The 21,208-nt window shown below is 38.1% G+C and carries 20 protein-coding genes; 10 read left to right on the top strand and 10 right to left on the bottom strand.

The genetic code is table 11. The features are described from left to right. Positions 1-3 precede the first annotated feature (3 nt). Together AC0JIQ_RS16100 and ubiG are read right to left on the bottom strand one after the other, a co-directional pair. Complete coding sequence (locus tag AC0JIQ_RS16100) at positions 4-702, bottom strand: HAD family hydrolase (protein ID WP_004665361.1); 699 nt, start codon at positions 700-702, stop codon at positions 4-6. After that, the gene (gene ubiG / locus AC0JIQ_RS16095; RefSeq protein ID WP_005163612.1) at positions 702-1,415 is read right to left on the bottom strand and encodes a bifunctional 2-polyprenyl-6-hydroxyphenol methylase/3-demethylubiquinol 3-O-methyltransferase UbiG; all 714 of its coding nucleotides are present in this window, start codon (positions 1,413-1,415) and stop codon (positions 702-704) included. The genes AC0JIQ_RS16100 and ubiG overlap by 1 nt, the downstream gene beginning before the upstream one ends. Before the next feature lie 178 nt (positions 1,416-1,593). On the opposite strand from ubiG, the gene AC0JIQ_RS16090 reads away from it, so the two are divergent. Beyond that, positions 1,594-2,214 (top strand): thiol:disulfide interchange protein DsbA/DsbL, encoded by a 621-nt coding sequence (locus tag AC0JIQ_RS16090; RefSeq protein WP_005163611.1) that lies wholly within the window; start codon positions 1,594-1,596, stop codon positions 2,212-2,214. 49 nt (positions 2,215-2,263) lie between these two features. On the opposite strand, the gene AC0JIQ_RS16085 is transcribed toward AC0JIQ_RS16090, so the two are convergent. Together AC0JIQ_RS16085 and AC0JIQ_RS16080 are read right to left on the bottom strand one after the other, a co-directional pair. Next, positions 2,264-2,899: a TetR/AcrR family transcriptional regulator gene (locus tag AC0JIQ_RS16085; protein ID WP_004665358.1), complete on the bottom strand. Its 636-nt coding sequence runs from the start codon at positions 2,897-2,899 to the stop codon at positions 2,264-2,266. Between the two features lie 107 nt (positions 2,900-3,006). Beyond that, a complete protein-coding gene (locus AC0JIQ_RS16080; protein WP_004665357.1) occupies positions 3,007-3,657 on the bottom strand; it encodes a TetR family transcriptional regulator in 651 nt (216 codons plus the stop codon). 312 nt (positions 3,658-3,969) lie between these two features. Here AC0JIQ_RS16080 and AC0JIQ_RS16075 point away from each other — a divergent pair, with 312 nt between their 5' ends. From AC0JIQ_RS16075 to AC0JIQ_RS16055, 5 genes are all read left to right on the top strand, one after another. Continuing rightward, a complete protein-coding gene (locus AC0JIQ_RS16075; RefSeq protein ID WP_050041998.1) occupies positions 3,970-4,995 on the top strand; it encodes a ferredoxin reductase in 1,026 nt (341 codons plus the stop codon). Positions 4,996-5,025: 30 nt separating this feature from the next. Further along, positions 5,026-6,168, top strand: a complete 1,143-nt coding sequence (locus tag AC0JIQ_RS16070; protein WP_474203284.1) for a fatty acid desaturase family protein — start codon at positions 5,026-5,028, stop codon at positions 6,166-6,168. A gap of 108 nt (positions 6,169-6,276) precedes the next feature. Next, complete coding sequence (gene rph, locus AC0JIQ_RS16065; protein ID WP_004665354.1) at positions 6,277-6,993, top strand: ribonuclease PH; 717 nt, start codon at positions 6,277-6,279, stop codon at positions 6,991-6,993. 314 nt (positions 6,994-7,307) lie between these two features. Beyond that, positions 7,308-9,488 (top strand): phosphocholine-specific phospholipase C, encoded by a 2,181-nt coding sequence (locus AC0JIQ_RS16060; protein ID WP_474202221.1) that lies wholly within the window; start codon positions 7,308-7,310, stop codon positions 9,486-9,488. A 422-nt stretch (positions 9,489-9,910) separates the two neighbouring features. Continuing rightward, positions 9,911-10,084: an ABZJ_00068 family colistin stress protein gene (locus AC0JIQ_RS16055; RefSeq protein WP_474202220.1), complete on the top strand. Its 174-nt coding sequence runs from the start codon at positions 9,911-9,913 to the stop codon at positions 10,082-10,084. Positions 10,085-10,096: 12 nt separating this feature from the next. On the opposite strand, the gene nadC is transcribed toward AC0JIQ_RS16055, so the two are convergent. Continuing rightward, positions 10,097-10,936 (bottom strand): carboxylating nicotinate-nucleotide diphosphorylase, encoded by an 840-nt coding sequence (nadC, locus tag AC0JIQ_RS16050; protein WP_474202219.1) that lies wholly within the window; start codon positions 10,934-10,936, stop codon positions 10,097-10,099. Positions 10,937-11,081: 145 nt separating this feature from the next. Here nadC and ampD point away from each other — a divergent pair, with 145 nt between their 5' ends. From ampD to AC0JIQ_RS16035, 3 genes are all read left to right on the top strand, one after another. Then, positions 11,082-11,660, top strand: a complete 579-nt coding sequence (gene ampD / locus AC0JIQ_RS16045; protein WP_474202218.1) for a 1,6-anhydro-N-acetylmuramyl-L-alanine amidase AmpD — start codon at positions 11,082-11,084, stop codon at positions 11,658-11,660. A gap of 62 nt (positions 11,661-11,722) precedes the next feature. Continuing rightward, positions 11,723-13,273 (top strand): murein biosynthesis integral membrane protein MurJ, encoded by a 1,551-nt coding sequence (murJ, locus tag AC0JIQ_RS16040; protein ID WP_474202217.1) that lies wholly within the window; start codon positions 11,723-11,725, stop codon positions 13,271-13,273. Positions 13,274-13,301: 28 nt separating this feature from the next. Then, positions 13,302-14,234, top strand: a complete 933-nt coding sequence (locus tag AC0JIQ_RS16035; RefSeq protein WP_474202216.1) for an acyltransferase family protein — start codon at positions 13,302-13,304, stop codon at positions 14,232-14,234. Here AC0JIQ_RS16035 and AC0JIQ_RS16030 read toward each other — a convergent pair. The 5 genes from AC0JIQ_RS16030 to AC0JIQ_RS16010 form a co-directional block, all read right to left on the bottom strand. Beyond that, the gene (locus tag AC0JIQ_RS16030) at positions 14,231-14,914 is read right to left on the bottom strand and encodes an FKBP-type peptidyl-prolyl cis-trans isomerase (protein ID WP_474202215.1); all 684 of its coding nucleotides are present in this window, start codon (positions 14,912-14,914) and stop codon (positions 14,231-14,233) included. The genes AC0JIQ_RS16035 and AC0JIQ_RS16030 overlap by 4 nt on opposite strands. A gap of 46 nt (positions 14,915-14,960) precedes the next feature. Continuing rightward, entirely contained in the window at positions 14,961-15,668 is a 708-nt protein-coding gene (locus AC0JIQ_RS16025) for an FKBP-type peptidyl-prolyl cis-trans isomerase (RefSeq protein ID WP_474202214.1), read from the bottom strand. 177 nt (positions 15,669-15,845) lie between these two features. Next, positions 15,846-18,035: a polysaccharide biosynthesis tyrosine autokinase gene (locus AC0JIQ_RS16020; RefSeq protein WP_474202213.1), complete on the bottom strand. Its 2,190-nt coding sequence runs from the start codon at positions 18,033-18,035 to the stop codon at positions 15,846-15,848. A gap of 17 nt (positions 18,036-18,052) precedes the next feature. After that, a complete protein-coding gene (locus tag AC0JIQ_RS16015) occupies positions 18,053-18,481 on the bottom strand; it encodes a low molecular weight protein-tyrosine-phosphatase (RefSeq protein ID WP_474202212.1) in 429 nt (142 codons plus the stop codon). Beyond that, positions 18,482-19,561 carry a polysaccharide biosynthesis/export family protein gene (locus AC0JIQ_RS16010; protein WP_474202211.1) on the bottom strand — a complete coding sequence of 360 codons (1,080 nt, stop codon included), beginning with the start codon at positions 19,559-19,561 and terminating at the stop codon, positions 18,482-18,484. A gap of 344 nt (positions 19,562-19,905) precedes the next feature. Here AC0JIQ_RS16010 and tviB point away from each other — a divergent pair, with 344 nt between their 5' ends. Continuing rightward, positions 19,906-21,201 (top strand): Vi polysaccharide biosynthesis UDP-N-acetylglucosamine C-6 dehydrogenase TviB, encoded by a 1,296-nt coding sequence (tviB, locus tag AC0JIQ_RS16005; protein WP_474202210.1) that lies wholly within the window; start codon positions 19,906-19,908, stop codon positions 21,199-21,201. The last annotated feature ends 7 nt before the right edge of the window (positions 21,202-21,208 follow it).

Genomic DNA, 21,208 nt, shown 5'->3' with positions numbered 1-21,208 from the left:
TGTTTAGCTCATCATACCCTGATTTTCTGATAAAGCAGAGATTTTCTGTTTGAGCAGTTGATGTAACTCAGTCACAGTTTGGATAATTGCATCTGCTTGCCAAGCGTTCAGATCATCACGAGATTCTATTGGTAAATACCCGTAAGCTGCCAAAATGGTATACATCTCTGCATTTCGACCTGCATCAATATCACGTGGATGATCACCCACATAAATAATTTCTTCTGCGTCGATACCGAGATGTTGAGCTGCTAAATACATCGGTTCAGGATCGGGTTTGGTATGCGTGACATCTTCAGGGCAAACCAAAACTGCACAGCGTTCAGTTAAATTTAATTCAGCCAATAATGATTCACTTAAACCACGTGGTTTATTGGTCACAATTCCCCAAGGAATCTGGTTTGCTTCAAGTTCTTCGAGCAGAGGATACATCCCAACAAATAAATCCGTATCCACCACAATATTGTCACCGTATACATCTAAAAAGCGCTGGCGATGGGCTAGAAAGATGGGATCGGTCACATCCAATTCTGGATACACTAATTTGACCATTGCCCGTGCGCCTTCAGACACTTGAGTGCGAATGGTTGCTGCATCAACAACAGGACGCTGTTCATCGCGGCACATTTGTTGAATGATGCGAATAAAATCTGCAGCAGTGTCGATCAAAGTACCATCAAGATCAAATAAAACGGCTTTCATTAAGCACCTGTATTTGTGGTATGAACCATATAATTCACATCTACGTTGGGCGCTAACCAATAATGCTTAGTGATAGGGTTGTAATGTAAGCCTGTCATTTCTTTTAGACTCAAGCCTGCGTTACGAATATCATGCGCCATTTCTGATGGACGGATAAATTTATGATAATCATGCGTACCTTTTGGCAACAAACGTAGGACATATTCTGCGCCAATAATTGCGAATAAATAGGATTTTGGATTGCGATTAATGGTCGAAAAGAAGACGTGTCCACCCGGTTTAACCAGTGTTTGACAGGCTTTTACAATTGAGGCTGGATCAGGAACATGTTCCATCATTTCCATACAGGTCACTACGTCATATTGTCCTGCTTGTTGTTGCGCCAACTCCTCGACTGGGATTTGACGATATTCAATATTTTGCACATTGTCTTGCTGTGCGTGTAAGCGTCCTACAGCCAGCGGTGCTTCACCCATGTCGATCCCTAAAACATCAGCGCCACGACGAGCCATACTTTCTGCCAAAATACCGCCACCACAGCCAACATCAAGCACTTTCTTACCTGCTAAGCCACCAACTCGTTCGTCAATCCAATTTAAACGTAAAGGATTGATTTGATGAAGTGGGCGGAACTCAGAATGTTGATCCCACCATTTGGCAGCCAATGCTTCAAATTTTGCGATTTCTTGTGGGTCAACATTCAATTGTGACATGGAAATACCTCTATATTAGGATGATTATTTCGGTTTAATCTGTTGTTAGTGTAGCGCTTCTTGAAAAAAAAGCGATAAATCCAATAAAAAACTTCACACAAGCAAAACGAATTAGTCGTGTTTGATTTATATTTAGCATATAAACTTACGAAAAATGCTTAGAGGAAAAGCAAACTCAATGAAAAAGTTAGTATTAGGTGGTTTAAGTGCAGCTGTAATGGCATTTTCGATGAATGCAATGGCTGCTGATTTTGTTGCTGGTAAAGACTATACCGTGGTTGCCAATCCGGGTAAAACAGCTGCGCCAGCGGGAAAAATTGAAGTACGTGAATTCTTTTGGTACGGTTGCCCGCACTGCTTTAAGCTTGAACCACATATGCAAACGTGGTTAAAGAAGATTCCAAGCGATGTATATTTCCTCCGTACGCCAGCAGCTATGAATAAAGTATGGGAGCAGGGTGCTCGAGGTTACTATGTGTCTGAGGCACTAGGTGTACGTAAGAAAACCCATATTCCATTATTCCATGCCATCCATGACGGCGGACAACAAATTTTTGATCAAGCATCACAAGCAAAATTCTTTGCCCGTTATGGCGTGCCTGAACAGAAATTTAACAGTATGTTTAACTCTTTCCCAATCACTGCAAAAGTGGCTGAGTCAAATAAATTGGCACAGCAATATCAACTTACGGGCGTACCTGCCGTTGTTGTAAACGGTAAGTATGTTGTACAAGGTGAAGATGGAAAAGTGACACAAGTTGTTGATTATTTATTAGAAAAAGAACGCAAAGCGAAATAGTTCATACTATGAGCAATAAAAAAGGACTGCGGTAGCAGTCCTTTTTTATTTAGTTTTGATCGATCTGTAAATCTTTTAAATCGATTTGAACTTTTTGTGTCGGTAAAGACAGAGCTTGGTTTACATAGAGATTAATCAGCTTCTCACGAGAACCAATTGAACGCTGGTAATAGCTTGAATTCAATAGCAAAGCTGCGCCGTAAGTCAGAGACCAAATATAAGAAAGATAATCACGAATCGACATATCATAATTCTGTGATTTTAAATATTTTTCAGTCATATCTTTGAGCGAAATAATACGCTGTTGGCGGATTGCATAAAGCTCATCGAACAGATGTTTGAGCTTGGACTCAGTCATGGTCAGATGTTCTTCTAACTGATGCAGTAAAATCGTACGACTCGGTGAGGTTAAATGATAAAGCATATAGCGAGGCGCATATTCTTTAACATCAGTGTTATATTTTTCTGAAATCTTGAGGATTTCTTTTTCATTTTGAATAATCAGTTCCAACAGTAATTCATTTTTACTGCGGAAATGTTTATATAAAGTACCTTTAGCAATATCTAGCTCGGCAACCAGTTCATCCAAGGTCATTTCTTGGTTGTTTTCTAATAAAAGTTTTTCTGCAACCTGCAAAATTTTTTCTTTACGAATTAAGAACTGAGTATGACGATCAGGATTCATGATGCTTATAGGCTCCTCATAGTGTTCTAAACGGCATTTGCATTAGTGTGTTATCAATCATAACGCTAAGCAATGCTTTTATATATCAAACTTTAGCTTTGATAGGATCAGGCGTTTTGTGGTTCCCAGTTCGAGATACCTCGGAAAAGTAGGCGGACTTGAGTCGCTGCATTGTCAATAAATAAGTTTTGTTGTTCTAACAAACGATCAATTGGAAATTGTTTCGGTAAGTTGATCCACGTCATTGCCCATGTAAATGACATATTAATCAAAATCGTTGATAACACTTGTAAATCTTTGGCTTCTTGAATGTGTTTAAAGGTCTCAAGTTTGCATAAATCGATTGCGAGATCTTCAATTAAAAATTCGATTTCTCGTGCAATTGCGATACGAACGGTTTCAGAACCACCCCAGCGCTCAGCAATCATAAATTGCCATTGTTGCGGGCTGTGATTTACTGCCTGTACAAACAATTCAATACTGGTACGTGTCTTAGCCGTACCACTATGTTGTAAATAGCTTTGTCCTAATTGATGAATCAGGCTCTTTAAATGCAAAGACACTTGGTCAACCAGTTCTTGACCTAATGCCTCCATATCTTGGAAATGACGATAAAATGCCGTTGGGACTAAGCCAACTTCACGTGCAACTTCACGCAAACTAATACTACTAAATGAACGTCCAGAAGTACTGAGGTGGAGCGCTGCATCAAGTAAAGCCTGACGACTCTGTTGTTTTCGTTCATCTCTAATCGACATGAATAAGATCCATTAAAACCATACTGTAGAGTCTAGCAAAAAAAACATCATTTTTTTAGCCCTAATCCATAGCTAAATCAGACACATTTTCAATTAGACAAAGAAATATGAGGAATCGCTTTTGGAGTGGTGAAGCCTAAGAATAATTATTTTATTAATATTTCTAATTACTTATAAAAAAGCATAAAAAATATTCAAAAAATAGTGAACAAGTGTTGACTCAGTGAACACAAATAAATATAGTGTACATATGTTCACTACACGAACATTTGTTCACTCAAAATAAATAGCCAGATACAAAACGAGGAACGTATGAACGCAGAGTTAAGTTATCAGCCACATTGGATTCGCGAAGATTTTGTTGATTTTGTTTTGCAAAAAATAAAGCCAACGTTTGCTTGGAAACGCATTCTTGCAGAAGTTACTGCTGTAGAGTCGTTAAGCTCAGATATGGTTTTACTCACCATAAAACCAAACCACAACTTTGATTTAATTGAAGTTGAAGCAGGTAAAAGTGTTTTGATCACGCTAATGATCAATGGGGTTTATCACCAACGTAGTTATTCAATTGTCGATATTACTAAAAATGGTGAAATACGATTAGGCATTAAAGTTCAAGGCTTAGTGTCAAAAGCAGCACAACAATTGCGTGTAGGGGATCGTTTTGAAATCTCTCAAGCACAAGGCGATTTCGTGCTACATCAAGGACAACAGTCTGCACTTTTGATTGCTTCTGGTTCTGGGATTACTGCAATTTACTCATTGTTAAAACAAGCAGTTGCTCAAAAGCTTAAAGAAATTCATGTCGTGTATTTTAACCGTGCTGAAGTGTTCCATCAGGAAATATTGGCTTTAGCAGAACAATATCCACAACTGAAATATCACTTTTTTAATACAGCACAGCAAAAGCAGCATTTAGATACCGCTTTATTAGAAAAGTTAGTTCCGAATTTTAAAGAATTACAGGCATATGCTTGTGGTCATCACAGTATGATGCGCCAAGCACAAGAGATTTATGCTCAACACGATGCAGTAGGAAATTTTCATCAAGAATTTTTCCAACCTGTACAAATTGAGCAGTCTAACGAAGCTCAACCAATTACTTTCCGTCGTGCGCAACAGAATTTTATTGCAACGACCAATCTATTAAGTAGTGCGGAGCAAGCAGGGTTACGCCCACAGCATGGTTGTCGTATGGGGGTATGTAATCGCTGTAGCTGTACTAAAGTTAGTGGTGTAACACAGAACGTGATTACGGGTGAGATTGATGATCAGCCTAATCGTGCGATCAAGTTATGTGTAAGCCAAGCCCTTAGCCCAGTCACGATTGACCTATAAAAACAAATATTGAGGATAATTGAAATGAATATGGCATTAGAATTTAAAGCAGCATCAAAGTCAGCACATTTAACGCCAGAGCAAGTTGAAGAATTTGGTCGTCGCGTAGAAGAGATTCGTTTGGCTGTTATGCAAAATTTAGGCGAAGAAGATTCAAAGTATATTTATAAAGTCCGTAATTTTGTGCGTTATACCGAAATCGCATCACGCGGTATGTTGATGTTCGGTGGCTGGATTCCACCAGTATGGTTAGTGGGTACAGCAATGTTAGGCGTATCTAAGATCGTCGAAAACATGGAACTTGGACACAATGTCATGCATGGTCAGTTTGACTGGTTGAATGACCCAAGTTTACGTGGTGAAGATTATGACTGGGACAATACGTGTTCAGGGAATGATTGGCGTTTTACCCATAACTATATGCACCATACTTATACCAATATTGTGGGCAAAGACCATGACGTTGGTTATGGCATCTTACGTGTCACGGAAGATCAAAAATGGGAAGTTCGTCATTTGGCAAATATTCCATTGGCATTACAGTTAATGTTCTTTTTCCAATGGTATGTGGGCGTACAAAACCTACATTTGGAAGATGCACTAGTGTATAAAACCAAAACATGGAAACAAGTATGGGCGGATGCAGCCGAGTTTCGTAAAAAGGCGACTCGCCAAGTCCTCAAAGATTATGTGTTTTTCCCTGCGATTGCGACGATTAACTTTATCCCAGTATTGGCAGGTAATGCTGTAGCCAATGTGATTCGTAACTTATGGTCTTCGGCAGTGATTTTTAATGGTCATTTTACTGAAGATGCAGAAACCTTTGAAGCCGATAATACTGAGAACGAAACCAAGGCAGAATGGTACTTACGCCAGATCCGTGGCTCGAGTAACTTCACAGGTGGTAAGTGGATGCACTTTATGAGTGGTAACTTAAGCCATCAGATTGAGCACCATTTGTTCCCAGATATGCCAGCAAATCGTTATGAGCAAGTGGCACCACAGATCAGAGCTTTATGTGCTGAATATGGCGTGAACTATAACGAAGCTAATTTCATGAAGCAATTTTGGACAGTTTGGGTACGTTTAGCAAAATGTTCATTGCCAAATGATATGTCGGCACAATTGGCGCAAGGTTGGACAAATTTAAAAGCGAGATTTAAATTTGCTTAAAGGATTGCGTATTCGTGGAATTGTAACGAATAAGTAAAACTGAAAGCACGTGTAATTGAGCTATACTATGGCGCAATCATATTTGTGCCATAGTTTTAAGGAATCGTTATGCGTATTGACCAAAGAGCATTAGACCAATTACGTGAAGTAAAAATCACACGTAACTATACCCGTTACGCAGAAGGTTCAGTTTTGGTTGAGTTTGGTCATACCAAAGTGTTGTGTACAGCAAGTATTGATAATTCAGTTCCACGTTTCTTGAAAGGTCAAGGGCAAGGTTGGGTGACTGCTGAATACGGTATGTTGCCACGTTCGACGCATACACGTAGTGACCGTGAGGCAGCGCGCGGTAAACAAACAGGACGTACCCAAGAAATCCAACGTCTCATTGGTCGTAGTCTGCGTGCCATGGTGGATTTGAAGAAGTTGGGTGAGAACACGATTACGATTGACTGTGATGTCATTCAAGCAGATGGCGGTACCCGTACAGCAGCCATTACAGGCGCAGCGGTGGCTTTAGTCGATGCCATGAATGTGTTACTGAGCAATAAAAAGATTAAACAAGACCCATTAAAAGGTCTCGTGGCAGCAATCTCAGTAGGAATGTACCAAGACGAAGTCCTACTCGATTTGTGTTACGAAGAAGATTCAAATTGCCAAACGGATTTGAATGTGGTGATGACACAAGCGGGCGAATTTATTGAAATTCAAGGAACGGCAGAAGAGAAACCGTTCACTCGCCAGCAGTCTAATGCCATGTTAGAGCTTGCAGAAAAAGGAATCGCAGAATTGATTCAGAAGCAACAGCAGGCACTCGGTTGGTAATCTCCAGTTGATAGTGCGGGCGGTCTGGTATGTTTAGACCGCCTTTTTTTTATCTATTTTTGTCATCGAATTGCGATCAAATCATCATCGAATTGTCACTTATTTTGTATTGACTATCTGCACGAATATTTAACGGATAGTAAAATGCGAAATTTCCTTTTGGCAGTGCTGACCAGCAGTTGCTTCTTCATCAGTGCGTGTAACGATAGTGATAACACCAATAATAATACGCCCACGCCAGATCCAAAGCCGCCTACATCAAATTGTAAAATCCATTGTGCTCCCTAATTGATAAAAATAAGGAAATTAGAAAAATGAATCGTCGTGATTTTTTATTAAATTCAACCAAAGCATTGTTTGGTACAGCTGCACTCACCAGTTTCCCAATGAGCATCCAAAAAGCGCTTGCGATTGATGCCAAAGTTGAAACGGGTACCATTAAAGACGTGAAACATGTGGTGATTCTGACTCAAGAAAACCGCTCCTTTGATAATTATTTTGGGACCTTGAAAGGCGTCCGCGGTTTTGGCGATCGTTTTACCATTCCTTTAACTCAAGGACGTAAGGTATGGGAACAATATGATGCCAATAAGAATAAAGTTTATCCTTATCACCTAGACAGCAGTCGTGGTAACGCACAGCGTGTCAGTGGTACACCGCATTCATGGACAGATGGTCAGTTTGCTTGGGATCATGGTCGTATGGGCAATTGGGTGCAGTATAAGCAGCCACAATCTATGGGATATTATAAACAGCAGGAAGTTGATTTTCAGTTTGCTTTAGCGAATGCATTTACTCTTTGCGATGCTTACCACTGCGCGATGCATACGGGAACAAACTCAAATCGGATGTTTATATGGACGGGCACCAACGGTCCAACTGCGGCAAATGTTGCGAGTGTGGTGAATGATTTAGATGATATTGGCCCGTCAACCGTGGGGTATGATTGGACAACATATCCAGAACGTTTACAGCAAGCAGGCGTTACGTGGAAAGTTTATCAAAATATGCCTGATAACTTTACCGATAACCCATTGGCAGGTTTTAAACAGTACCGCCGTGCCAATGAATTGTCTGGTAAACCTGTGAACAATAATTCAGACTGTCCTGCTTATGATCCTGCGATTGATGCGACACAACCGTTGTATAAAGGGATTGCCAATACCATGCCTGATGGCGGTTTTTTAGGAACATTCAAAGAAGATATTGCTAAAGGTCAATTGCCACAAGTGAGTTGGTTGGTTGCACCAGCAACTTATAGTGAACATCCTGGTCCTTCAAGCCCTGTTCAAGGGGCATGGTATATTCAGGAAGTATTAAATGCTTTAACTGAACGACCAGAATTGTGGAGCCAAACCGTTTTCTTGATTAATTTTGATGAGAATGATGGCTTCTTTGATCATGTTCCTTCTCCAAGTGCGCCATCGATTGATGTGTCTGGTGAAGTGTGTGGTAAATCAACCTTAACAAAAGAACAAATGTCGTATGAGTATGCGACGCATGCGAAAGCTTCTGCAGGGCAGCCAAATTTTACTGATCCTAAAGTAAGTAATGGTGTTGGTGTCTATGGACCTGGTATCCGCGTTCCGATGTACATTATTTCGCCTTGGAGCCGTGGTGGATGGGTGAATTCACAGGTCTTTGATCACTCTTCGGTGATCCGCTTCTTAGAACAATGTTTTGGAGTGCAAGAACCGAATATTAGCCCATATCGTCGAGCGGTCTGTGGTGATTTAACCTCAGCTTTTAACTTTAAAACGCCTAATCTTCTCCCGTTGGATAATCTATCGGGTAAAAAGAGTAAATCCGAAGCCGATGCAATTCGTAAAGCACAGGAAGGGATGGCACAAGTCATTCGTCCTTTAAGCCAATCTTATCCTGTACAAGAAATTGGTGTTCGACCATCACGAGCATTACCTTATATTTTGCATACCAGTGCCAAAGTGGATGCTGCAAAGAAAACGGTAAAATTGATGTTCTCTAATACAGGAACACATGCTGCTGTCTTTCATGTTTATGATAAGTTGAATTTAGATGCTATCCCACGCCGTTATATGGTGGAAGCAGGCAAACAACTTGATGATGTTTGGAAGACCAAAGATAACCAATATGATTTATGGGTCTTGGGTCCCAATGGTTTCCATCGTAGCTTTACGGGTAATGTTGCTCAAGCAAGTCAATTTGAAGCTTTGCCAGAAATCCGTGTGTGTATGGAAGAATGTAATCCGAAATTGTTCTTGAAGGTACGCAATGATGGAGCACAAACAGCAAAATTGGTTGTAAAAGCGAATGCTTATTTACCGAATAAGACATGGCAGATTGAAACGACTACAGCTGAAAAAGAGTTGAGTTGGGATATGTCTGAATTTGGTGGTTGGTATGACTTTACAGTGACGATTCAAAATGAACCAAGTTTTAGTCGCCGGTTTGCGGGTCGTATTGAGACTAACGAAGACTCATTTTCTGATCCATATATGGGTGTGATAGGCGTATAGGATTTCGATCTACTGATAAGAAAGCGGCTCAAGAGCAATCTTTAGCCGCTTTCTTATAGGCTGAAATTATCACAGTAAAAATCAATATATAGAATAGAATTAGCATCAGAGTGGGAAAACCAAAAAGAAATACTTCTGCAGGATGATCGATCTGTTGTCTAAAACAAGAACAATGTACAACCCTATAGCCGATCGTGAATGATGTTAAAGCACATACGAAATAGAGCGTGTCTATCATTCTTATTTGAATAAATTGAGCTACTGAGCATACTGGTCTTTTCGGTTAAAAATGAAACTAAATATCATCATATGATTGTAAACAATAGCTCACAGAGTATTTGCATGCGGTAACACAACACTCAATTTTTTCTCATTTTGGATTGATAGACTCGAAAAATTAAGAATAAATAAGGAAGGGGAACATGGTACAAGTTTTTCTAGTGTTATTAACTGTGGTGACTTTTGTGCTAATGGCAGCAGATCCACGACCTACTGATTCAGCTGAAGCTAAATCAGCATGGACTGAGAAAGTCGAAACAACAAAAATTTCGACTTCTGATGTACTTAAAACACAGCCATCGGATGATGATGCTTAGAATATTTAAGCATTAAAAACGCATAGATAAGTCTACAGCGCGAACATCTTTAGTGAGTACGCCCATTGAAATATAGTCGACGCCTGTGGTTGCAACTTCGCGCAAGTTTTCAATTGTAATATTGCCAGAAGCCTCTAATTTACAACGCCCCGCAACATGCTTGACCGCATCAATCATTTGTTGCTGGCTAAAATTATCTAACATGACGATATCTGCACCAGCTTCAAGTGCTTGGTTTAACTCGTCCCAAGTCTCAACTTCTACTTCGACAGGTTTACCCGGTGCAATATCATGTGCCTTAGCAATTGCTTGAGCAATACCACCAGCTGCCATGATATGGTTTTCTTTAATTAAGAATGCATCAAATAGACCTAAACGATGGTTCTGTCCACCACCCACAGCAACTGCATATTTTTGTGCAATACGTAGACCGGGTAAGGTTTTACGTGTATCAAGCAATTTGGTGTTTAAACCCTCAAGTTGTTGCACATAATTTGCAGTTTTAGTCGCCACAGCAGAAAGAGTTTGAATAAAGTTTAAAGCAGGGCGTTCTACAGTCAGTAAACTACGCGCAGAACCCGCGAGTTTTAAAAAAGCCTCATTTGCTGCAACATGCTCACCTTCTTGTTTAAGCCATGTGATTTGTACTGAGTCATCATACGTTTGAATCAGCGCATTGACCCAAGGTTGACCAGCTAAAACCATGTCTTCACGGGTAATAATCGTTGCGGTTGCTTGCTCTTCTTCAGGGGTAAGCATTGCGGTAATATCACCATCCCCAATATCTTCTTGTAATGCTTGTTGAATATTGATTTGAATAGATTGTTCAAGCAAAGATTGAGGAATACTCATACCCGTTCCAGTATATTTATGACCAAAAAACTTGTGCGATATATTAGCACCCTCCTCATAAAAAATAAGTATTTCATCTCGATTATTCGTGATAAAGCATGTCAGAATGCAGTAGATAAACATTAAATTGCGAATTCGGGTCATAATGCAACAGGCTAAATTTACTCAAGTGCAAGCTGGAAAATTAATCGGTGCGACCCAGATTGCATCACCTAATTTTAATACTCGTCCTGTTGATACAGATATTCAACTGATTGTTATTCATAATATTAGTTTGCCACCCTCACAGTTTGGTGGAGGCTATATTCAGCAGTTTTTTCAAAATAAATTAGATTGGTCTATCCATCCATATTTTCAGACCATTGAAGGGATGCAGGTATCCGCACATTTGCTGATCTTGCGTACGGGAGAGGTCATTCAATTTGTAAACTTTAATGACCGTTCATGGCATGCAGGACGTTCCAGTTATCTTGCTCAAAAAGAATGTAATGACTATTCGATTGGCATCGAATTAGAAGGTAGCGATGATTTACCTTTTGAAATTGAACAATATCAGGCTCTCGTAGAAGTCGTAACGGTACTGCGACAGGCTTATCCAAAAATTCAGAATCATATTGCAGGTCACTCTGATATTGCCCCAAAACGTAAAACTGATCCTGGGTTATATTTTGATTGGCAATTATTCCGTCAATTACTATCTAAAAAAACTTCGTCGAATTTATGATTTCACAACGAAATCTATTTTGACTTTCATTACAATAACGCTTTTTAAAAGATAAGCCGTAGGTGAATGCGATGGCATTGTGGCGATCGACTGTCATTGTCAGTGCAATGACGATGTTATCCCGAATTTTGGGATTAGTGCGTGATGTTGTGCTACTCAATGTATTTGGTGCGGGCAAGGACTTCGATACTTTCGTCGTTGCCTTTCGTATTCCCAATTTTTTTCGGCGACTCTTCGCAGAAGGGGCTTTTTCTCAAGCATTCATTCCTGTTCTAACAGAATATAAAACCAGTCGTGCGCATGCCGAAGTTCAGATTCTCATCAGTCGAGTTTTTGGTTGTCTACTCACAGCAATGTCATTATTGACGTTTGTCGCAATGGTTGCTGCACCTGCAATTATTTATATCTACGCACCCGGATTTCATAACGATCCTGAGAAATTTGACCTTGCTGTTGATATGTTTCGTCTTACGATTCCCTATCTGATGTTCATGTCATTAACGGCTTTTGCCAGCAGTATTCTCAATAGCTATGGTTCATTTGCATCACCTGCATTCTCGCCTGTACTACTAAATGTCGCAATGATCGCAGGTGCATGGTGGTTAACGCCGTATATGGCAGAGCCCATTATGGCATTAGGCTGGGCTGTTGTTGTTGCAGGCGTTTTACAGCTCGCAATTCAGATTCCTGAATTATGGAATAAAAACTTACTGATTCCCCCAAAAGTTGATTTTAAACATGAAGGTGTCGACCGTATTTTAAAACTGATGTTACCTGCTTTATTTGGTGTTTCAGTCACGCAGATCAACTTATTGCTGAATACGATTTGGGCTTCATTCATGCAAGATGGTTCTGTGTCATGGTTATATAGTGCTGAACGTATGACAGAGCTACCATTGGGTTTAATTGGCGTAGCAATCGGTACAGTGATTTTACCTTCGTTATCAGCGCGTCATGCAGAACAAGACCAAGCTAAATTTAAGAGCATGATCGATTGGGCTGCTAAAATCATCATGCTTGTTGGTATTCCTTCGAGCATTGCATTATTTATGCTGTCTACACCGATTATTCAAGCGTTGTTCCAACGTGGTGAATTTACGTTGGAAGATACACGAATGACAGCATTAGCTCTGCAATGTATGAGTGCAGGGGTTATTTCATTTATGTTGATCAAAGTGTTTGCACCTGGTTTTTACGCTCAGCAAGACACCAAAACCCCAGTTCGTGTCGGTTTGATGGCGGTGGCTGCGAATGCGATTTTAAACGTCGTTTTTATCGGTTTCTTTAAATTAATTGATTGGCATGCAGAACACATGGCTTTAGCTTTAGCATCATCAGGTTCAGCTTTGGTGAATGCGGGTATGCTATATTTTTATTTACATAAACGGAATATTTATCGATTTGGTGCGCATTGGAAGAAACTAGCGTTCCAATATGCAATTGCGAACATCACTATGATTGTCGCGCTTTGGTATGGTTTAAGTTGGTATCAAGGCGATATTTCACAATGGTTACGCATCGCTGAAGTGGCTGGTTTATGTGTAACTGGTGTGGTGGCGTATGTGATTGGATTATTGATTACAGGTTTTAGACCAAAAAATTTAAAAGCTTAAGATATATTTGAGTAGTTGAATTAAGAAAATGGCCAGAAATGTAGCAATAGATATTTTAAAGCTTTGTCTGTCTCTTCTTGTTGTCATGCTGCATTGTAGTTTATTCAAAGACGTAAATGCTTCTTTATATTACGTAACTGTGAATGGTATATGTCGAATAGCCGTTCCAGTTTTTCTAGTAATCTCTGGCTATTATTTTTTCTATATCAATGATTTTAAAAAATTAATTAAGTGGGGTAAAAGACTCCTTATTCTTTATCTAATTTGGATGATATTGTATTCTTCGTTTTGGTTTTCTTCATCTTTAGCTGAGAACATAAAGAACCTATTTTGGGGCTATTTTGTACTTTGGTATCTTATAGGAACTTTCTTTGGTGGATTGTTGGTTTACTGGCTGCGCAATTACTCACTAGCGTTTCAGATTGGTTTGGTAGCTCTATGTTTTTTTACAGGGTACACGATACAGATAATAGGAAATTTACATGTATATCCTAGAGGAATAGATCAATTAATGAACGAATCTAGAAACTATCGGAATTTTTTGATGGTATGTTTTCCATTTATGATGATCGGGTTTTGGATTAATAAATATAAAATAAATCACAAAATAAATATTAATATATATCTAATAGTGTGCTTATTCTTATTGTTAATATTTGAATCATTTATCCATTACTATTTTATTAGTCATAAAGAATCTCTTGATTTACTTGCAGTTTTATTGCTCGTTGCACCAGCAATTTTTATTTTTACGCTTAATAAAGATATTCGAAGTCATAGCAAAAATATTGCAACGCTTTCAACGGCAATTTATCTCATTCACCCCATGATCATGTTTGAGGTCGCGAAAAAATTTGATGCAAACAATACGATAGTATTTACAACGGTCGTACTATCTGCATCAATCACATTAGGATATTTATTGATCCTTTTAAATAAAAGAATCAAATATTTGCTTTAATGGACTTCGAGTAATTCAATATCGAAAATGAGTGTGCTATTTGGCGCAATCACATCACCTGAACCCACTTCGCCATATGCTAAATTTGCTGGAATAAAGAAACGACTCTTACCACCTACTTTCATGGTTTGAACGCCTTCGGTCCAACCTGCAATGACTTGGTTAAGTTTGAATTCAACTGGATGATTTCGTGCAATTGAACTGTCGAATACCGTATCATCTAAGAGTCGTCCTTCGTAATTTACTTTCACTGTTGAAGTTGCTTTAGGTGATTTGCCTTTGCCTTCTTGGATTACTTGGTACTGTAAACCTGATTTGGTGGTTACAATCTCAGCTTTCTTCGTGTTTTCAGCTAAAAATGCTTTTCCAATTTTCTCATTTTTTTGAGCAAGTTCCTGAAATTCTATTAGTTGTTTTGCTTCGAGGCGCTTTTTATATTGGCTTAATAGGTTAATCATTTCTTCATCAGTTAATGATGCGGATTTACCTTGTATGGCTTCTTCTAGACCTTGTGAGATTGTTGCAATATCAAGATCTTTTAATGTCTCAGCGTAACTCTTACCAATTAAATAACCGTAACTATATCCTAACTGATCTTTTTGTGGACTTTTTAAAGTAATTGGCGCTGCATGTACTGTCCCCATCATTGAGGCAATTAAAATCAAACTTAGTTTTTTCATTATTTCTTCCAAAATAAAGGAGAGCTTATGCTCTCCTTGGTACTGATTATTTTACAGTGATTAATTCGACATCAAAAATTAATGTGCTATTTGGTGGAATAGAACCCGGAACACCCTGTTCTCCATAAGCAAGTTGAGAAGGGATATAAAGCGTTGCTTTACCACCTTCTTTCATTAATTGTAAACCTTCTGTCCAACCAGGAATGACTTGGTTGAGTGGAAATTCGATTGGCTCACCACGGTCATAAGAACTGTCAAAGACCTTACCATCGGTTAATTGACCTTTATAGTGAACTTTCACAACAGAGGTTGCGGCAGGTTGTTTGCCAGTACCTTCTTTAATAATTTTGTACTGTAAACCGGAAGCCGTTGTTTTCACCCCTTCTTTTTTTGCATTCTCAGCTAAAAAACTATTGTTTGTGGTTTCAGCTTTTTTTGTTTCATTAAGTTGTTTTTGTTGAAGTTCCTTTTGGAATTCCATATAAGCAGCTTGTAATTCTTCTTCGGTGTATGCAGCAGGCTTTTTGGCATGCCCATCACGGAAACCTGTGATAAATGCAGCTGTTTCCAATTCAGGTGGTGTTTGTTTTGCAACTTCATAGCCTAAGGCATAACTGATTTTTGCAACAGGGGCTGCATTTTTATCAGCTTTTGACCCAAGTTCAGTCGTTGGGTGCTGAGTAGCATAGTAAACAGGAACAAGGGCTGCGCCACCTAAAACGACTGCTGCAATGACAGGTAAAGCTTTACTCATGAGATGTCCGAGGTAAGATTTTAATAAAAAATATGACCATGATCTTAGCATGTCTAAGCTTAAGCATTGAATAACTCAGCTAAAAAATGCGTGTATTTTTTATATAGTTTATGTGTTTATTAATAAAAAGCCAGACTTTGAGATCTGGCTTTTTGAGATGATTGTTATGATAGATTTTTAATCATCATTATTTGCTTTGTAAGCATATGAATAATTGTATCCATATCCATAACCAGCACTTGCACGTTGAATATCATTTAAAATAAAGCCATTTACTTTGACATTTGCTTGTTCAAAACGATTTAAACTCAGTTCAAGTTCTTTCATTTGCGACTTAGCATAGCGAGCTACAAGTAAGTTTACACCCGCATATTGAGAGATGATAATTCCATCAGTCACAGCGAGAATAGGTGGTGTATCAATAATAATATGATCATATTCTTGGCTTAGTTGTTCAAGTAATACCGCAAACTGTTCAGATCCTAACATTTCTGACGGATTAGCTGGATTTTTACCTCTTGTAATAACGCTTAAGCCAGCTACCTCAGTTGAATTGACTACTTGATTCAACTCCACTTGGTGATTTAAAAACTCAGCTAAACCAGGATTGACATCTAAGTTAAAATATTTATGCATATAACCACGACGCATATCTGCATCAATCAACAAAACTTTCTTGTTAGTCTGTGCAAGAATAGTGGCCAAATTGGTTGAAATGAACGATTTCCCAACCTCAGGAGACGGACCTGCAATGACGATAATATTATTTTTAGCATTTGCGAGCGCAAAATGAATCGCAGTTCGAATGCTACGTAAACTCTCTATCGCAATATCATCGTTGTGTTTAACAGCAAGGATAGGGATAGTCTTCTTTTTCTTTAATATATTAATTCGAGTTTCTTGAATAGGCGAGCGAGGAACGGTTGCATAAACAGGTATATCAAACTCCTGTTCAATTTGGCTTGAGTCTTTAACACCCGTACGAAGCATATTACGCAAGAAGGCAATTAATGTACCTAAAAAACCACCTAACAGAATAGCAAGAATTAAGATCTGTAATTTTTGTGGTTTGATTGGTTCTACCGGTTCTACAGCGGTGTCAACGATACGTACATTGCCAATTTCTCCAGCTTTTGCGATTCTGAGTTGTTGGTATGAATTTAATAAAGCTGTATAGAGCTGTGTTTTTACTTCCACTTCGCGATAAAGTTGCAAGTATTGTCTTTGTAAATCAGGTAATTGTTTTAGTGTGTTATTAAGTTCACCGATCTGTTTGTTGATTGCTGTTATTTGTGCATTAATTTCTCGCATCGCTGGATGTTCAGCAGTGTATTTTGCTGCCAAATCCGCTTGTTGTTGTTGCAACTCTATTTTTTTTGTTTCTAAGTTGATGCTCTGAGTAAGATAAAGTTCAGATTCTTTGGTTACATCAACAGTATTAAATTTTTGGCGAAATTTATTGAACTCACGTTCAGCATCATCAAGTTGTTTTTTTAACTCAGGCAACTGTTCATCTAGAAATTTAAGCGTTTGAGCTGTTTCAGCTGAACGGCGGGCTACATTTTGAGCACTATATGCTGCCAAAATTGCATTTAGTACTTTCGTAATATGTTCTTTGTCTTGACCTTGATAATTTAAACCTAAAATACCAGTTAACTTACCTTTTTCTATAACTGAGTAATTTAGGCTAAGGGCTTTAACGGCAGCAGGAAGAGAATTTTTTGTTACTAAGAAACTATCATTTAGCAGTTCATTAGAAAATATAGCGATGTTCCATGTACCATATTGATTAGAAATTCTATTGATTTGGTTTAATGGTGCAGTTAAAAGAAGTTCTTTTGTTTTATAGTCTTTTAGCTCTAATTTTTTGTTATCAAAATTTAGTAAAAGGGTTTGGTCTAGATACGTATTGGGAATTTCAAAAGATTTAATGACCAAAGCTTTATCGTCATCTTCGTAAATAACCGATTTATTATTATATTTTAATGTGTGATGTTCTTTGCGTAATAAGCGATTGCCAAGTGAGTCTTCTGTGCTAGTAATATTTAGATCTAAGTGAAGTGCCTGAATAACAGAACCCAAAACTAATCGTGATTTTAAAATTTCAATTTCAGCTTGAGAAGGTGATTTCTGGTCAACTACTTTTGATAACTCTTCACCTAATAAAGCTGCAGCTCCTGCACCTTTACTATCTTCAACTTGAACTAATGCATCTACAGAATAAATATCTGGTGTTACACGTAGATATAATAAAGCAAGTACAAGGCTAAGAATGATACAAAGTGCGATGAGTTTCCATTGCGCGATTAGAGCAAAGAAAAGTTCTTTGAGGTCAATTGAATCTGCTGTATTAGTATTCTGGCTCATAATCTTAAATCTAAAAGTTAAATATAGTTTTTCCAATCAGTGAGACACTGTTGGATCAGCTGACATGTATCATCAAAAAAAGCTTGATCATGTTGATACGGGTCGGGCACATTTTTATTTTTCCAGTGGCCTAAACGGAAGGTTTTTCCTTTTGCAAAAGACCAAGCCTGTTCAATATGAGCTTGCTGATTTTTGCTCATCACTAAAATTAAATCAGCTTTTTTTAAATGTTCAGCATTTAATTTTTTTGCGATATGCTTACTCATATCAATATTTAAATGCTTCATACATATTTGAGCTTTTTCATCAGCTGGATGTCCCGAAAGACCTGAGATACCTGCAGACTCAATATTTAAATGCGGGTATTCTTTCTTTAATAAATATTCAGCCATTGGACTACGACAGATATTTCCAATACAAACAACTAAAATATTTCTTATCTCCATTTATAGTTGTCCTAAACGATCAAAGCTAGTGACCGCATTAGAAAATGGAACAATTTGATTGATAATACGTTGCCATCTAACTAATCCTGTTGCATCTACATAAATCACATCATTTCCGCGTAATTGGAACTGATTTGCTAACCCATAATCACCAAAGTTGAGTAGATTTAAGTGATATAGCTCAGTCCGATGATCTTTTTTATTTGTTCTTAATACATAGACTCTACTTGCACTTGCAGATAGTGGATTTAGGCCTAAACTTTCGCCTAATGCATCACCCAAGGTTAAACCTTGGTCTCTAACAGTGATTGCTTGATTTCTGAACGCTTCACCCATGATGTATATTTTCTGATTTTCTCGTGGAACTACATAAATAGTGTCATTCGGTTGTACTAATAATTTATGTAAAGAAAGTCCAATTTTTTCTAATTCAACAGCATTAAGATCATATGTAACACCACCACGAATGAGCTGAATAAATGCATTATTTGTAGTTTCTGAGACTCCCCCAGCTAAACTTAATGCGGTATAAATACTAGTTGGCCTATCTGTGAGGAAGAATTGTCCACCATTCTTTACGCCACCTTGTACAGAAAATGGTTGACTTTCATAAGAAATAATTCGAGCAATAACATCAGGATTTCTTAAGTAACTACTGAATTTTTTACGAAGTTCATCATTGATTTGGACGATGGTTTTACCAGCTGATTTATAGTTGCCTATTAATGGAAGATGGATATACCCATTATGATCAATACGATAGCCGGCTTTAGGGTCGCTAGAAACTGTTGAAAGTTCTGGATATGCCCAAAATTGAATCGATAATACATCACCTGCATTTAAGCGATAAGATTGTGAAGGTGTGAAAAGTTGATAGTAGCTTTTTTGAAAATCATTAGGAATAGATTGTATTGATGATAAATTTTGTTGTGTGATTTGGATAACACTTACTTGTGTACCAAGATCAGTAGTATACGCACCTTCATTAGGAATATCATATGTTTGTAAACCAGAAGTGACAGCACATCCAACAGCACTTAAGCTAATCGCAAGGATGGAAAATAATTGATAATGCTTCACAATTTACCCTTGAATATTTATAAAATTTATATCAGCTTAGACACAATCATCTGTGTTTAGACTTAGAATTTTGCCAATTCTAGCTCAAAAATCCTAAAAAATCACCGATTAATCGTTTAGCTTTGTATGTTAAGTTTATCTGACTGGACAAGCGATTTTGTTAATTATTGATAATATTGTATTTTAGTAGAATTTATGAGTGAAACCGTTTAAAAAGAAAAATACGTTATACAATTTCGTTATAGTGTCGAGCAAAACTCTGCTATATTGTGCCCAGAAAAATTGATGGTTTCTATTTCTTTCATTTGAATTTTAAATACATTGTAGGGATTAAGGCTAATTTTATGAAACTTGCCGAATTAAAAATAGCAATTATTGGTTTGGGATATGTGGGTTTACCGTTAGCTGTCGAGTTTGGGAAAAAAAGTTCAGTTATTGGATTTGATATTAATCATAGTCGTATTGATGAGCTGAAGCGTGGAGAGGACCATACTTTAGAAGTCTCATCAGATGACCTTAAAAAAGCATATCAGCTTAACTTTAGTGCGAATTTACATGATTTAAAAGAAGCTAATTTTTTTATTGTTACAGTTCCAACGCCAGTTGATCAAGTAAATCGTCCAGATTTAACACCTTTGAAAAAAGCGAGTGAAACAGTAGGTCAAGCCTTAAAAAAAGGTGATATCGTCGTTTATGAATCAACAGTTTACCCTGGTGCAACAGAAGAAGTTTGTATTCCAATTTTAGAGAAAATATCGGGTTTAAAATTTAATCAAGATTTCTTTGCAGGTTATAGCCCTGAACGTATAAATCCTGGGGATAAAGTTAATACTTTAACCAAGATTAAAAAAATAACCAGTGGCAGTACGCCAGAAATTGCGGATACTGTTGATGCCGTCTACGCTAGTATTATTACGGCAGGTACTCATAAAGCATCTAGTATCAAAGTCGCAGAAGCAGCAAAAGTAATTGAAAATACACAGCGTGATTTAAATATCGCTTTGGTCAATGAGCTTTCAGTGATTTTTGACCGTTTGGGTATCGATACTATCGATGTACTTGAAGCAGCTGGAAGTAAATGGAACTTTTTGCCATTTCGCCCAGGTTTAGTCGGTGGGCATTGTATTGGTGTTGATCCATACTATTTAACACATAAAGCGGAAGAGGTGGGTTATCACCCACAAGTGATTCTGGCTGGTCGCCGTATCAATGACAACATGGCACGTTATGTTGCACGTAATACTATTAAGAAAATGCTTCAAAATGGTATCGATGTCCCTCGTGCAAAAGTTGGGGTGCTAGGGGTAACTTTTAAAGAAAATTGCCCTGATATCCGTAATAGTAAAGTTGCAGACTTAATTAAAGAGTTTGAGGCTTGGGGGGCTCAAGTGGTTGTGTCCGACCCATGGGCTGATGCTGAGGAAGTGAGGCACGAGTATGGTATTGAGTTGGGGCTTGTTAATGCTGAACACCCTGTCGATGCACTTGTTGTCGCTGTTGGACATAATGAATTCCGTAACTTGTCTGCTGCCGAACTAAAAACATATGTGCGCAGCGATAAGCCTGTTCTTGCGGATGTTAAAGGCCTATTTAATCGTACAATCATAGCTGAACATGGTTTTACAGTATTCCGTCTATAATTTAGAA

This window comes from Acinetobacter sp. FB, assembly GCF_056033405.1.
The sequence above is the reverse complement of the archived record's forward strand: the minus strand, read 5'-3'. Positions and strand labels throughout refer to the sequence as shown.

Coding starts and splice junctions, on each gene's coding strand:
- AC0JIQ_RS16080 (WP_004665357.1), bottom strand. CDS start 3,657: ATGTCGATTAGAGATGAACGAAAACAACAGAGTCGTCAGGCTTTACTT.
- AC0JIQ_RS16035 (WP_474202216.1), top strand. CDS start 13,302: ATGGCCAGAAATGTAGCAATAGATATTTTAAAGCTTTGTCTGTCTCTT.
- AC0JIQ_RS16075 (WP_050041998.1), top strand. CDS start 3,970: ATGAACGCAGAGTTAAGTTATCAGCCACATTGGATTCGCGAAGATTTT.
- AC0JIQ_RS16090 (WP_005163611.1), top strand. CDS start 1,594: ATGAAAAAGTTAGTATTAGGTGGTTTAAGTGCAGCTGTAATGGCATTT.
- nadC (WP_474202219.1), bottom strand. CDS start 10,936: ATGAGTATTCCTCAATCTTTGCTTGAACAATCTATTCAAATCAATATT.
- ubiG (WP_005163612.1), bottom strand. CDS start 1,415: ATGTCACAATTGAATGTTGACCCACAAGAAATCGCAAAATTTGAAGCA.
- AC0JIQ_RS16070 (WP_474203284.1), top strand. CDS start 5,026: ATGGCATTAGAATTTAAAGCAGCATCAAAGTCAGCACATTTAACGCCA.
- AC0JIQ_RS16025 (WP_474202214.1), bottom strand. CDS start 15,668: ATGAGTAAAGCTTTACCTGTCATTGCAGCAGTCGTTTTAGGTGGCGCA.
- AC0JIQ_RS16030 (WP_474202215.1), bottom strand. CDS start 14,914: ATGAAAAAACTAAGTTTGATTTTAATTGCCTCAATGATGGGGACAGTA.
- rph (WP_004665354.1), top strand. CDS start 6,277: ATGCGTATTGACCAAAGAGCATTAGACCAATTACGTGAAGTAAAAATC.
- tviB (WP_474202210.1), top strand. CDS start 19,906: ATGAAACTTGCCGAATTAAAAATAGCAATTATTGGTTTGGGATATGTG.
- AC0JIQ_RS16055 (WP_474202220.1), top strand. CDS start 9,911: ATGGTACAAGTTTTTCTAGTGTTATTAACTGTGGTGACTTTTGTGCTA.
- ampD (WP_474202218.1), top strand. CDS start 11,082: ATGCAACAGGCTAAATTTACTCAAGTGCAAGCTGGAAAATTAATCGGT.
- AC0JIQ_RS16020 (WP_474202213.1), bottom strand. CDS start 18,035: ATGAGCCAGAATACTAATACAGCAGATTCAATTGACCTCAAAGAACTT.
- AC0JIQ_RS16015 (WP_474202212.1), bottom strand. CDS start 18,481: ATGGAGATAAGAAATATTTTAGTTGTTTGTATTGGAAATATCTGTCGT.
- AC0JIQ_RS16085 (WP_004665358.1), bottom strand. CDS start 2,899: ATGAATCCTGATCGTCATACTCAGTTCTTAATTCGTAAAGAAAAAATT.
- AC0JIQ_RS16060 (WP_474202221.1), top strand. CDS start 7,308: ATGAATCGTCGTGATTTTTTATTAAATTCAACCAAAGCATTGTTTGGT.
- AC0JIQ_RS16100 (WP_004665361.1), bottom strand. CDS start 702: ATGAAAGCCGTTTTATTTGATCTTGATGGTACTTTGATCGACACTGCT.